This is a genomic window from Desulfitobacterium sp., from assembly GCF_034927245.1.
In the GTDB taxonomy this organism is placed as follows: Bacteria; Bacillota; Desulfitobacteriia; order Desulfitobacteriales; family Desulfitobacteriaceae; genus Desulfitobacterium_A.
Genome location: NZ_JAYFQK010000011.1, coordinates 50,104 through 64,262 on the forward strand (window position 1 = coordinate 50,104; position 14,159 = coordinate 64,262).

Sequence of the window (14,159 nt, forward strand, 5' to 3'; positions counted from 1 at the left end):
ACATTCACATTGTATTGCTGAGCAACCTGCCCAACACTCATATAGAGTAGATAGCGTGCTTTTCAACCGGCGGCCGGAATACCATGTCTAACAAGGATAGATTTTAGTTCCGGATGCTCCTTTAACAGTTCCCCTAAATTCATTCTTTCATGGATGTTAACCATCGTGCCCAAAATCCTTTCTTCCTTTTCAATTCTTGAGAATCGATCAGATCGTCAACTCTTTTCTCTAGGGAAGTGAGGGCTTCCTGTGTTTCAAGGCTTTGCAGGGTAAGATATTCTATCGTGTCAATAAGTGAGGCTGTTTTTTCCTGAAGGAGTTCCCTCAAGGATTCGGGAATACCCTCGAGTTTTTCATTAATATCACTGAGCAGTGCGGCGGAGTCACTCCCCTTCCCGGTTTCATGGGTGGTCTCAAGCCCGGGTTCGTCAAGCACGGGTTCGGGCTCAACAGCGGTATCAACAGCGGTATCAACAGCGGTATCAATAGCGGACTCAAGAGCAGATCCAACTGCAGTATCAACAGCAGGCCCAACTGCAACCCTAGCTTCTATTTCTGTTTCTGCCCCTATCCCCGTCCCTGCTATATTCCTATTACCCGAAACCTTGGCTAGGGAACTTTCTGATTCATGAACCGCCTTGGGGAGGGAGCGGGGATCGAAAGCGGGCTGAATTTGCGAGGAAGCCGTTTGTTTAAAGACGGGGACCGAATTTGAGGCTTCTATGGGCGCTTGAGGGATTGAGTTCTTAGGCAGTTCAAATGAGAGCTGAATTTCATGGGGAAATAACGGGGTATACGGTTCCTCGTGATTCAACAGCCATTCCGTGTAATTGATTACAGACTCTGTCTTTTGAATAAGGTGGAGTGTTGAATGCTTAGGAGGGGAACTTGCTGCGAAAGTCCAGTGTTTCTGTTTAAACTGGAACTGAAACAGTCTTTCTTGATCGGTATTGAGGAGCATATTGAGGATTCCTTCGGAATTGAGTACGCCAAAGCCTTTCCACGGGCCGTTGAGATCATTGACGGGATTAGGTTCAATCCGCCAAGCGCTCGTAAAGTCACACATATTGGGTTGAGTTGCAAAGCCGATTTCAAATTTGTCAGAGCCGGGTTGTTTTGCTCCCCAAAATAGGCAGCCGGTATTATTAGGGGTGATAAGGGCTGCCATATCGATGACTTCGCGTGGGATGGTTAAGGATTCTTGGTTTTTGGCCCAAATATGATAGCTTCCATTAAAGAAATTGGATAGGAGGACAGAGTGATTGCCGAGAAAAGTCATCATAAGAAGATGGAGATTTGATTTTGAATCCAGAAAGACATGATACAGGGGATGACGCGGGTGGACGACATCACCTAATTGTGCCGATTTCCAAGTTTGCCCGTTCCATAAAAGATGATTGATGCGCCAAACATCGGGAAGGGCGTCATGCGAGGCGGCATAAAAGATATGTATCACCTTTTCCACGGGAAGAAGAATGAGGCGATCATAGCGGCTGTTCCGGGTATCGAGTTTTCCGAGTGTCATGGTTTGATGTTCACCGGTGATCGTGACAATGGAATAACAGAGCTCCCCCGTCTTTTTAAGATAAGCGAGATGAACTCGGTTAGGGTTTTCGGCGATCCCTTGGGCAAGTATGACAGGCTCTTTCAACTCGAAGAGCATCTGCTTATTTGAGTTGGAGCATAAAGAGAGTCCTTCATTATTGATATCAAGGAAGAAGGATGCATGTTGATTAATGATTAACGTTTGTGAGACCGGAAGAAAATAGGGCAATGGATACACCTCCTTGTTATAGGCTAGGGCTGTCCTGAGACAGCCCTAGTGTTTTTACAGATTAAAGGATTAACAAGAGAAGGGACTATTTGTTGAGATCCTTAAGGATTTGGGGTAATTGAGGCGGGAAGAAATCGGTTGGGAAAGGCGTTAGGTTTGGATTTAAGAAATCGACGCACGGTGTTTCTGACGGGAATTCTTCACAGAAAGGCGGCTCAGGGCAATAGCCGAAAGCATCAATTGAAAGCTGCACAAATCCGGTGAGTTTTGAGATGACAAAGGAACCTACCGTAAGAACAAGGTCATCATCGGAAACGACTGCGGGAACTAAGAGTTCGCTGCGGGTTTCGACGCGAAGGTTAAAGTCGAATTCTGAGCGTGTCGGCGGATGGAAAATAACGATGTCTTTTTGAATATCCGGAAGGCAGCCAGTGATAGGGATAAGGGTGCCGACGGCATTCCTAATGGTAACTGTGAAGCAAATGCGAACGGTGAATTGAGCTCGGGCAAAGTTTGGACGCCCGGGGATTGGGGTAATGACAATGCTGTCGGGGAGAATTATACCATTGTTAAAGGCGATACTGACAAAGGTAAAGGGTCCTCCTGACTGCGGAAGTTCGACTTCAAAGTCGGGGAAACATTCTCTTTGTTGGCAGCTGAAAAATACTTTCTCGACAATGATACAAACCCTTTCTTGATATGGATCGAATTGAAATGCATCTGTCATGGGTTATATATCCCTCCTTTAATCCTGGTTTCGGGGTATCATATTCATTCTGAAATTAAGTGTGACGAATTAGAAAGAGGGATCAGAAGCAATTTCTGGGAGATGTTTTTGAATTTCCATAGCCCGTCTCTGCCAGTCGTTTTCGTGAACAAAGTCCCCGCCTAATGATGTACTTTTTGCATCGGATGCTTTGCTTAAGGCTGCGGAAAAGAGGGCGGAATCGGAAGCTAGATAAAGGCCTGAATAAGAAATAGAAGTAAACCCCAGTCCAGCCACGGTGCGATTGCGTCGCTGTAGCCAATGATCGGTTTATAGGTAATGGTGTATTGCTTCTCGATATAGAATATGTTCGAATAGTGTGATATAGAGTATAAACAAGCTAAATTTTGGCTGTGGCTTCAGATAATATAAAAAAAGCGCGGACTTGCCGCGCTTTGAATTGACTCAAATTTTATTGGTAGTTTATTCGATAGTTTATTTAATATCTATTCTCTGGCAAATTCCTGAACAAAATACGTTCCGGAACTGCTGTAAACGATGCCGACACCGACGTGGGTGTAGTTTGCATTGAGAATATTGGCTTTGTGGCCGGAGCTGCTCATGAAGGCAGCCATGGCGGCATCAACAGAGATGTTGCGGGCGATATTTTCACCGGCAGAATAGTATTGGATTCCGGCCATTTTCATCATGTCATAAGGGCTGCCGTACGTCGGAGAAGTGTGACTGAAATATCCATTGGTTTTCATGTCATTGGCCTTAACCTGAGCAACACCCACTAGGCGAAGATCCACTTTGAGCGGTGCCAGACCGACATTGGCTCGTTCTTTGTTAATTTCATCAATCATCTGCTGCTCTTGCGTGCTGATTGAAGTTGCGGCCGGAATTGTCTTTGAACTAGTTGGGGTTGTTGGAGCAGGAGTTGGGGCCGGAGCCGGAGCCGGAACAGGGGTACCGGGTGTAGGTGATGGAGCAGGAGCAGGAGCAGGGGTAGATGGGGTAGTGTTGGTTGTCGGGTAACTTAAGAAGTATGGTTTTAAGGAAATCACACTTGAGCCGGCACTTGGGGTTGCTTGTGAGGCGACCGGTGGTGTTATAGTTGTATTAGCACCCGTATTGGTCGTTGTATTCGTGGGGGTGGAAGCTGCTGCTTGTGTGGGAGATGTATAAACATAGCTGCGTAAAGGTATGCTGTATCCGCTTGAAGAGGAATAATTGTTCGCTGCATAGATTGCTGCTTGTGCGGGAACTGCTATTCCCATTGAAAAAATGAATGTTAAACTTATTGCGACTTTTGAAAACTTCTTCATTTAATTATTACCTCCTAAAACTTTTAAAAGAAAATGAAGTTGTCTGTTCGGATCGTCCTTAGTATAACATTAGCGATTAAACAAGCCTACCGGTACATTGTTCCATTTTTTCGGGCAAATTTTTTCGATCTGTAATAAAATAAGTGTATAATATTTTAGCATTAAAATTGCATGGAGGAGTTATGCAGCCGAAAGTTGTTGTGAAATATTGTCCGGAATATACTGCCGATGTCGAAAAGATTCTACGCCAAGGGTTGCAAGGACTGGGCGAAATGTCAGTTTTTGTAAAGCCTGGTCAAAAGGTATTGCTCAAGGTGAATCTTCTCATGAAAAAAAGACCGGAAGAAGCGGTTACGACGCATCCCAGTGTCGTTGAAGCAGTGGTTCATTTAGTACAGGAGGCGGGAGGTATTCCCATCATCGGCGACAGTCCCGGCGGGCCTTATACTACAGGCGCTTTGCAGGGAATTTATGCACGTTCGGGAATGAAAGAGGTTGCCGATCGCACAGGGGCCCTCTTAAATTGGGATGTGGGGCAAACGTTGGTTTCTCATCCGGAAGGCAAAATTGTGAAGAGCCTTGCCGTGACGAAGAGCGTGATTGATGCTGATGTCGTGATTACGTTATCGAAGCTGAAAACCCACGGGATGATGACCTTTACCGGTGCCGTAAAGATTTTGTTTGGGGTTATACCCGGACTTTTGAAAGCAGAGTATCATCTCAAAATGCCGGATCTGAAAATCTTTGCCGGGTTGTTAGTAGACATTGCGACTTGCATTAAACCTGCTTTAAGTATTATGGACGGGATCGTAGGAATGGAAGGAGATGGCCCTTCGGGAGGCAAACCCCGTTCTGTTGGTGCATTGTTGATCAGTCAGGATCCTTTTGCCCTAGATGTTGTTGCAACGTCCTTGATTGGGTTAAAACCGGAAAAGGTTCCCACGATTATGGCCGCCCGAGAACAGGGACTGGCAAGCCGTTTGGAAGAGGTGGAATGGATAGGAGATCCGCGTTCCCTTTGGCGGATTCAGAACTTCGTTCTTCCGAAAACATCTTCGGTTAATTTTATCGACAGGGTCCCTTTGCCGAAAACGGCACGAGGCTTTATTATGAATCGGGTTCGACCGCGTCCGTATTTCCGGCATGAATTGTGTGTCGGATGCAAAGATTGCTTTAATAATTGCCCGCCTAAAGCATTGGTCATGAATGAAGAGAATCGACCGGTTGTTGATCTTGACGCTTGTATTCGCTGCTTTTGCTGTCAAGAGCTCTGTCCTCATCAAGCTGTTGAAATCAAGAAACCAAGACTGGGGAGGGCAATTTTTAAGTGATTTTCCTTTAATTATAAAAAAGGGTATAATAAAGTAGTGTGGCTTTTCCTCCTAAATTTAATAAAAACTTTATTTCAATTGTGATAATAAAAGTGTAAAATTAATTTTCGAGACAGGCAAGGGATTCTCCGTTAGGCCGTAGAAAGAAAATGTAGTAAGAAAATAACGAACAAGATTTTTCAGATTAACAAAGGAGGTAGACCGTGGCCCAGTTTCTTTCGCAGATCCGCGTACCATTGGATTGGCGTAATATCATAGATATTGTTGTTGTTGCGGTCGTGCTCTATCAGTTAATCATGCTGATAAAGGGAACTCGTGCCGTACAACTTTTGAAGGGACTTGCTGTTCTCCTTATTGTTTCGAATATTTCAAAGTCCCTGCATCTGAATACGATCGATTGGCTTTTGGATAGAGTTTGGACGATGCTCTTTGTGGCCTTGCCGGTTGTATTCCAACCGGAGCTGCGTAGGGCGCTTGAACAAATTGGCCGTGGTCGCTTTTTTATAAGTCATACCTCAGCTTTGGGACAAGAGGCCTTTGAGCAAGTGGTCGAAGAGTTAGTGCGCTGCAGTCAGGTCTTATCGAAAAACCGGATCGGAGCATTAATGGCGATTGAACGGGAGACAGGTGTGCAGGAGTTTATTGAAACCGGCATTAAAATCGATGGCGTAGTTTCATCAGAGTTCCTGGTGAACGTTTTTATTCCGAATACGCCGCTTCATGACGGAGCTGTGATTATTCGCGGGGATCGTGTGGCGGCGGCGGGCTGCTTTTTGCCTTTATCGGAGAATCCCAATATTCAAAAGGAACTGGGGACTCGGCATCGGGCCGCAATCGGTTTATCGGAGGTCTCTGACGCACTGGTTATTATCGTTTCTGAGGAGACAGGCGCTGTTTCCGTTGCCATAGATGGTATAATCACGCGCTTTTTGGATGAAAAAATGCTGAGGGACTTATTGATAACGAAATTGCAAGTGAAAACGAGCAAGAGCTATGTACCTTTTTGGAGGTCGTAAAAATGCATGAGGTATTAAAAAGGAATCTAGGTTATAAAATAGTTTCCCTGCTCTTGGCCATATTATTTTGGCTCTGGGTGACAAATACAAATACAACACCCACGCAAACGTTGAATGGAGATCAAACATTAACGGTAACGTTGGTGACTAAAAATATTCCGAGTAATTCCATCGTGATGACAAAACTTCCCTCTGTTCGTGTTCGGCTGAAAGGAAATAATCCAAGCGTGAATGTCAATGATCTGTATACGTATGTTGATCTGTCAGGGGCGGATCCGGGTGAACATCAATATACAATCCAAATGGATCCCATCCCCGGGGTTCAAATCGTCGAACTGACTCCTAAAACGGTTAACTTAACGATTGATACAGTTCAGGAAAAGATGCTTCCTGTTCAAGCGAATATTACCGGGACTCCTGCGGAAGGATTGATGGCAGGGGAGCCTATTATTAAACCTTCCATTGTCAATGTTCGCGGGCCGGGTTCTGTTCTTGCAGGCTTAGACAAAGTTACCGTTGAGATGAGCATAGCCGAAGCTACGGAGTCAGTGACGAAATCGCTTCCCATTATGTTTAGAGATAAGCAAGGGCAAAGTATCTTTAGCTCAGCCCCGAATATGGAGACACTCTTTGCCAGTCCGGGGAGTGTTGAGGTTATCGTACCCATTATGGCCAAGGATGCGGCCAGTAAGACGATCCCCGTAAGCATTAAAAGTGAAGGGGAACCGGCTGTAGGAATGAACTTGCGTTCGCTTCAGGCGGTGCCGGATCGGGTTCAGGTTTGGGGAAAACCCGGGGATTTGAATGCGATTAATGCACTTGACCTTGGGACGGTAAGCATCGCGGGCTTATCAGAGAATAAAACCTTTCAAATTAACTCCGAAAAAGTGAACCTTCCCGCGGGGGTTTCCATGAGTTCGGGCACAAACTTCACCGTGGTTGCCAGTATTGGGAAGGCAGCTCAAACGAAAACGCTGACAGATATGAATGTTGAAGTCAGAAATATCCCCAATGAATTGGTGCTTGATCAGCCCCCAGGTAAGATTGAGATTACGGTGGAAGCGATACCGGAAATTCTAAACCAATTAACAGCGGGTCAAATCTTACTCTGGGTTGATGCCGCAGGCCAAGCAGAAGGAAGCCATTCGGATGTAAAGGTCTATTGGCAGCTTCCCTCGGGAGTAAAGATGATATCCACTCCCAGTGTTTCCTACAGTTTAAAAGTGAAATAGTTAACTCGATGATCAAGTTATAGGAGGGTATTGGGTTGGACCTCATTTGGACAAACTTTCGTGTACCTGTCGAGGAGGAAGAGTCCCTTCTCCCTTCCCAGATGGCCCATAAATTGAAAGTCCCGCCTCAATCGATTTCAGGATTAAGAATTATCCGACGCTCACTGGATGCACGGAAGAAACCCCAGCTTTTTTTCTCCTATACCGTAATTTTTAACCTTGAATTGCCGCTTAAACAAATTCAACGGGTTTTAAGCCGAAATAGAGATCTGAAACAAAGGCCGGTTGAGGAACCGGTTTTTTTCCCATGTCCGGAGAAAAGATTAATCCATCGTCCTATTGTTGTCGGAGCCGGTCCCGCTGGTTATTTTGCAGCTTTAGCACTGGCCAGAAACGGGTATGCTCCGCTCGTCCTTGAGCGAGGCGATGAGGTTATCGAGCGGACGCGGAAAGTAGACGAATTCTGGAAAACAGGGAACCTGGATACGGAAAGCAATGTGCAATTCGGGGAAGGCGGAGCAGGGACTTTCTCTGACGGCAAATTAACGACACGAATTTCCGATCGCCGGATTACAGATGTATTGCAGGCTTTTGTCAAGGCCGGGGCTCCGGCCGAAATACTCTTTCTCGCGAAAGCTCATATCGGAACGGATATTCTTAAAGAAGTGGTTCAAGGACTTCGCCAAGAAATTATTGCGTTAGGGGGAGAGGTCCGCTTTCGAACGAAGCTGACAGACCTCATAAAAGCAAATGGCAAAATGAAGGGTATCCGAGTCAATGGCAGCGAGGAAATCCCCGCAGAAACGGTGATACTGGCGATTGGGCACAGTGCTCGGGATACTTATGAAATGCTTTGGCACCGGGAAGTTCGCATTGAACAAAAGGCTTTTGCTATGGGGGTTAGAATTGAACATCCCCAAGAATTGATCAATCTTTCCCAATACGGAGTAGAGGAACATCCAAAGCTTGGCCCGGCGGATTATCAGTTAACCTATAAGGATCAGCTGACAGGTCGGGGTGCCTATGCTTTTTGTATGTGTCCGGGAGGAAAAGTGGTTGCCGCAGCGTCAGAGGAAGAACGATTGGTGACCAACGGTATGAGCGAATATCGGCGGGACACAGGTGTTGCCAACAGCGCTCTGGTCGTTACCGTCGGTCAACCTGATTTTGGGAGCGGCCATCCTTTGGCAGGAATTGAGTTTCAGCGCCATTGGGAACATGAAGCCTTTTTAGCAGGCGGAAGAAATTATTATGCACCGGTGCAAGGTGTTCCCGATTTCTTAGCGTCTCGGGTGAGCGCAGATATTCCTTTCCCTTCAAGTTATATCCCAGGGGTAACCCCGGTTGATCTTCATCGCGTTTTAGCAAAACCGGTGAGTGAGGTCCTTGAGCGTGCCCTGATTTCTTTTGATCATAAGATTAAAGGTTTTGCGGGTGAAAATGCGGTGTTGACCGGTGTTGAGACGCGGACTAGTGCACCGATTAGGATGACGCGTGATGAAAACGGGGAATCATTAGGAATTATGGGCCTTTTCCCCGCCGGAGAAGGAGCCGGTTATGCCGGTGGAATTGTCAGTGCGGCGGTGGATGGCCTGCGGGCGGCGGAACGTTTGATGGCCCGGTATGCTCCACCGACTTAAATGTTTGCTGAAAATCGTAACTTGAAGTAGAATAGTGAGCAGATACGATAACTTGGCATAGGATAAGATATGAAATTTCGAAGATAGAACATATAACTCAGGAAGGGGTATAAGCTTGGGTAGATTATTTGGAACGGATGGAGTTCGTGGTATTGCCAATCAAGAATTAACGCCGAACATTGCTTTTCGTTTAGGGCAAGCGGGGGCATATGTATTAAGCAAAGAACATCCCCATCCCCGGATTATTATTGGTAAGGATACACGAATTTCCGGGGATATGCTGGAAGCGGCATTGATTGCCGGAATTTGTTCCGTGGGTGCCGATGTATTACGGGTCGGCGTTCTGCCGACACCGGGGATTGCTTTTTTGACACGAACAATGGATGTGAGTGCCGGTGTTGTTATTTCGGCCTCCCATAATCCGGTGCAGGATAACGGAATTAAGTTCTTTTCCTCCACGGGATTTAAACTGCCGGATGCTATAGAAGATGAAATTCAAGCCGTTTTTGAAAGTGAGGAAAAACCCTGGGATGTCCCCATCGGCGGTGAGGTGGGCCGGGTTATTGAAATACGGGATGCGGAGCGGCGTTATATCGATTTTCTAAAGTCTACGGTGGGCCGTCTTGAAGGACTTCGAATTGTCTTAGATACGGCAAACGGTGCTGCTTCTCGAGTAGGCCCAATGCTTTTGGAAGAGTTAGGCGTAGAGGTTATACCCATCTGCAATCACCCTGATGGCGTGAATATTAATGCCGGCTGCGGTTCAACCCACCCGGCGGCATTGCAGAAAGCCGTACTTGAGCATAAGGCTGATTTAGGGTTAGCCAACGATGGGGATGCGGATCGTTTGATTGCCGTAGACGAGAACGGTAAGGTTGTCGACGGTGATTTTATTATGCTGATCTGTGCGCTTGCTCTAAAGGCTAAAGGTAAATTAGCCGAAAATGCGCTTGTTGTGACCGTTATGAGCAACCTTGGTTTGAAAATTGCCCTTAAGAAGGCGGGAATCGATGTTCATGAGACACAGGTCGGTGACCGCTATGTTATGGAGGAACTCCTGCGCAGCGGTGCTAAACTCGGCGGGGAACAATCCGGGCATATTATTTTCTTAGATCATAATACGACAGGTGATGGCTTGCTTACGGCGATTCAGCTTCTTACCGTTATTAAGGAACAGGGAAAACCTTTAGGAACCCTGGCCTCGCAGATGCAGCGGCTGCCGCAAGTGCTGATCAATACTCGGGTTGAAGACAAAGAAAAATCGATGAACCATCCTGTGCTTTTGGAGAAGGTCGAAGAAGTTAGGGCAGCTTTAGGGGATAATGGACGTATTCTTGTCCGTCCATCGGGAACAGAACCGCTGGTCCGTGTTATGGTGGAAGGCCCTGATCAGGAGCACCTTAAAGTTTTGGCTCAATCGGTTGTTGAGGTTATCCAAAAATTGGTGTAGCTATTTTAAGGAAATCGCGTATAATGGTTCGTGTACTTTGATATTATGAATTATATTAATGGCATGATTATAAGTACATGAACCTCAACTTTTTATTAATTATATTAGTTAAATAAAAAGTTAAATTTTGCACTAATTAAGGAATGAGGTTCTGTAAAGGAGTGATGCGGCAGGAAGAAGAGATATTTTAGAAGGTATAAATGAGGTATAAATAAGGTAAGGGTTTAGAAATAATTTTGGCTGTTCCTTAAAGCGCCTGAACCGTAATTGGACTCCGGGATCGAAGACAGATCTGGTAGAGAATGCGGTTGACGAGGAAGAGGGTTATCGAAGTTTTCGGCGGGTCCCTCTCGGTGATTTGACATCGTAAGGCTTATGACAAAATCGCGAAGCAATTTGCGACACAAAACGTAAGCTTCAAGACAGGGGGAAAGTGTATTCATTTAAACCCCTTAGTTAATTGTGGCCAAGATTTTTTCTAAGTCGCCAAAATGGTGGCTTTTTTTGTATTTAATATTTAATAAGTTACTGTTACTGTTGAGAGGAGAGAAAAGATCCATGTGTGGAATCGTTGGTTATATCGGAAAACAACCGGCTGTCCCTGTACTTTTGGAGGGGCTAAAAAAACTGGAATATCGAGGTTATGACTCTGCAGGAGTCGCTGTTTTGGATGACAAGATCATGACGTGCAAGACTGTAGGAAAATTAGCCGCTTTAGAGGAAAAACTCGGTCAGAACTATTCGCAAACCAGTATCGGAATCGGACATACTCGCTGGGCAACCCATGGCCGTCCATCGGATATTAATTCTCATCCCCATATGGATACGGCTGAGCAGTTTTCAGTTGTCCATAACGGTATTATTGAGAACTACCTTGAATTAAAGGAAGGATTGATGGAAGAAGGTCATCAATTCATTTCGGAAACAGACACAGAAGTTCTTCCCCACCTTGTCAGCCATTACTATGAAGGGGATCTGGAGGCTGCTGTTCGTAAAGTTTTAAGGGATGTGCGGGGTTCTTTTGCCTTTGTTGTAATGAGCCGTCAAAATCCGGATATGCTCGTGGCGGCACGTAAGGACAGTCCTATGGTTGTCGGTTTGGGTGAGGGAGAATACTTTGTTGCCAGTGATATTCCGGCGATTTTGAACTATACCCGTAAAACCTATATTATCGAAGATGGAGAAATGGTTGTTCTGACCAGAGACGGGGTCAAAGTCACCGATTTTGACGGTAACCCTCACTCAAAAGAAGTCTATGAAGTGAAGTGGGATGCAGTCGCCGCGGAAAAAGGCGGTTATGACCATTTCATGCTTAAAGAGATTTTTGAACAACCCAAGGCATTGCGCGATACGATGAGCGGTCGTTTAGGGGAACAAGAGGTCAAACTCCAAGAATTCAATCTGAGTGCCGAAGAGGTCAATGATCTTCGCAAAGTGTTCATTGTCGCTTGCGGAACGGCATGGCATGCCGGTTTAGTCGGCAAAACATTGATTGAACGATGGGTGCGCATTCCGGTAGAAGTAGATATTGCTTCGGAATTTCGCTATCGTTCTCCCTTAGTGGATGAGCACACTTTAGTTGTGGTTATCAGCCAATCCGGAGAAACGGCAGACACGATGGCAGCGCTTCGTGAAGCGAAAAAACTGGGGGCTCACGTTGTCGCGGTGACGAACGTGGTCGGCAGTTCTGTTTCCCGCGAAGCCCATGATGTGATTTATACTTGGGCAGGGCCTGAAATTGCAGTAGCATCTACGAAAGCCTATACTACTCAGTTGGAAGGTATGGTCTTACTCGGCCTTTATCTCGCGCAGACCCGCGGAACCATGACGCCTGAGAAGATCGGGGAAGTGGTCAGCGCTCTCAAAGAGATACCGGATCAAACAGAAGAAATATTAGAGCAAGCTAAGGATATCAAGGATTTTGCTCAATCTTTCGTAGAAGTGGAAGATACGTTCTTCATTGGCCGAAGCCTGGATTGGAATGTAGCTATGGAAGGCGCTCTGAAATTGAAGGAAATTTCCTATATCCATGCGGAAGCTTATGCTGCCGGGGAGCTCAAACATGGTACCCTTGCTTTGATTACCGAGAAGACGCCGGTTATCGCCATAGCTACCCAAATGGATGTCTATGATAAAACGGTATCAAATGTTAAAGAGGTCAAAGCCCGGGATGCCAAGGTTATCGGGATTACCTTCAAAGGAAACAGAGATTTAGGTAAGTCGGTGGATCATGTGATCTATTTGCCAAAAACAGTGGCTGAGCTCGCTCCTATCCTGACCGTTATTCCGCTTCAGCTTCTTGCTTATTATGTTGCTGTGGCAAGGGGTTGTGACGTTGATAAGCCAAGAAATTTGGCGAAGAGCGTTACGGTGGAGTAGGTGGGGAGTTTTTAAATCGGATTGTTGTTGTGAGTTATATTTAATTTTGTCATAACTTATAACTATATTTGTCGTAAGTTATAATACCATTTTGTCGTAGAATTTATGCGATCCCGTAACGGCTAAACCCGCACCGTTATGGGATTTGTATTTATCATTGGTTTCCAATATACATATGTTTTAAATTCAACTTTTACAAAGAAGACACATGAAAATGTATGAAGTTCAATTATATTTATTTTTGTCATAATCTGAGAAGTGTTAAAAAGGAATAGAGTTGTGAACCGACTAATAAAGTGCTAACTGGATATAGTTGTAAAAAGGCGTGAAATTAAAATCTGTAGATTTGGAATAAAGTTTGTCCAATCTTCCCTATCCTTTAATTAGGAATAGTTTAAGAGATAGAATTTGAAGCCCCATTCCGATTGTTCAATATAATGGGAATGGGGCTTCAAAAAATATCGTAGTAATTTCTTTGATAGAAATAATGGGGGAGTAATAGTTTCAACTTTTATTTACGGCTAGTAATAGTGGATGAAATGAAAACCATATTTTTTTGTACGTGGTAAAATCTCAATTGTTCTTCAACACTAGGGCAGAATATAGATTTGGATGGGGTGAAATTTCCCTCGCCTCCACCAATCGTATATACAAAAGAAATGATAAGTGTTACTTAACCCAAAAGTTTGCCACGTTGGCAAGGTTATGCTTCCAATAATAGGCCTACTTCTGTGGGTCTATTTTATTTGTACTTTGGGAAGTTACATGCTTCTTGATAGGCAAATGAGGATTAAGAAAGAATCAAAAAAGGCCATTTAATCCTACATGCCTAGAGAACGACTGGAGGCAAAGCAATGGGAATCTTTATGTGGAGGACAAAGAACCTAAAGTCAATTTGGGTTCTTTGTTCATTTTAATACTTAAACTGTTTTTTCTGATTTTCATAAATATCCTATCACCGCATCCGAAGCAAAGATTGGTGTTCACTCTGCAAAGTTAGCGGATGGCCTGGTGTGTCGAAAGATGAGTTGGTTGAATACGTAAGATCCTTAATATTTGTAGAAATTTTTTTATATAAGACAGGTTTCCCCTCATTTTGCAAGTAAGATGTGAGATGATTAGGTTATCTTGAGATATATTGGCGTGTCAAAGCCCTAGAGTACGAACCGAATCTTGCCCTGGAGATGGATATTATGTCTATAATGCGAACCTTATAAGTAGTACGGGATGCTTTTGTTAATAGCAATAATGCGATATTCGACTTTAAAAATGGCATATTATCAAACTTGGAGATAAATAGATA

Annotated in this window: 9 protein-coding genes; 6 read left to right on the forward strand and 3 right to left on the reverse strand. The window is 44.9% G+C overall.

Features of this window, described 5'->3' with window-relative positions:
* Nucleotides 1-139: 139 nt before the first annotated feature.
* The 3 genes from VB077_RS03580 to VB077_RS03590 all read right to left on the reverse strand — a co-directional run bounded on the left by VB077_RS03580 (nucleotide 140) and on the right by VB077_RS03590 (nucleotide 3,808).
* Nucleotides 140-1,774 carry a hypothetical protein gene (locus VB077_RS03580; RefSeq protein ID WP_323413845.1) on the reverse strand — a complete coding sequence of 545 codons (1,635 nt, stop codon included), beginning with the start codon at nucleotides 1,772-1,774 and terminating at the stop codon, nucleotides 140-142.
* An 85-nt stretch (nucleotides 1,775-1,859) separates the two neighbouring features.
* Nucleotides 1,860-2,501, reverse strand: coding sequence for a hypothetical protein (locus VB077_RS03585; protein ID WP_323413846.1), 642 nt, complete (start codon nucleotides 2,499-2,501; stop codon nucleotides 1,860-1,862).
* Between the two features lie 485 nt (nucleotides 2,502-2,986).
* Complete coding sequence (locus tag VB077_RS03590) at nucleotides 2,987-3,808, reverse strand: CAP domain-containing protein (RefSeq protein WP_323413847.1); 822 nt, start codon at nucleotides 3,806-3,808, stop codon at nucleotides 2,987-2,989.
* Between the two features lie 182 nt (nucleotides 3,809-3,990).
* On the opposite strand from VB077_RS03590, the gene VB077_RS03595 reads away from it, so the two are divergent.
* The 6 genes from VB077_RS03595 to glmS all read left to right on the forward strand — a co-directional run bounded on the left by VB077_RS03595 (nucleotide 3,991) and on the right by glmS (nucleotide 12,856).
* The gene (locus VB077_RS03595; RefSeq protein WP_323413848.1) at nucleotides 3,991-5,139 is read left to right on the forward strand and encodes a DUF362 domain-containing protein; all 1,149 of its coding nucleotides are present in this window, start codon (nucleotides 3,991-3,993) and stop codon (nucleotides 5,137-5,139) included.
* Between the two features lie 203 nt (nucleotides 5,140-5,342).
* Nucleotides 5,343-6,155, forward strand: a complete 813-nt coding sequence (cdaA, locus tag VB077_RS03600) for a diadenylate cyclase CdaA (RefSeq protein ID WP_323413849.1) — start codon at nucleotides 5,343-5,345, stop codon at nucleotides 6,153-6,155.
* 2 nt (nucleotides 6,156-6,157) lie between these two features.
* Complete coding sequence (locus VB077_RS03605) at nucleotides 6,158-7,387, forward strand: YbbR-like domain-containing protein (RefSeq protein ID WP_323413850.1); 1,230 nt, start codon at nucleotides 6,158-6,160, stop codon at nucleotides 7,385-7,387.
* Between the two features lie 35 nt (nucleotides 7,388-7,422).
* A complete protein-coding gene (locus tag VB077_RS03610) occupies nucleotides 7,423-9,027 on the forward strand; it encodes an NAD(P)/FAD-dependent oxidoreductase (RefSeq protein WP_323413851.1) in 1,605 nt (534 codons plus the stop codon).
* A gap of 115 nt (nucleotides 9,028-9,142) precedes the next feature.
* Nucleotides 9,143-10,477 carry a phosphoglucosamine mutase gene (glmM, locus tag VB077_RS03615; protein ID WP_323413852.1) on the forward strand — a complete coding sequence of 445 codons (1,335 nt, stop codon included), beginning with the start codon at nucleotides 9,143-9,145 and terminating at the stop codon, nucleotides 10,475-10,477.
* A 558-nt stretch (nucleotides 10,478-11,035) separates the two neighbouring features.
* Nucleotides 11,036-12,856, forward strand: a complete 1,821-nt coding sequence (gene glmS / locus VB077_RS03620; protein ID WP_323413853.1) for a glutamine--fructose-6-phosphate transaminase (isomerizing) — start codon at nucleotides 11,036-11,038, stop codon at nucleotides 12,854-12,856.
* Nucleotides 12,857-14,159 lie beyond the last annotated feature (1,303 nt).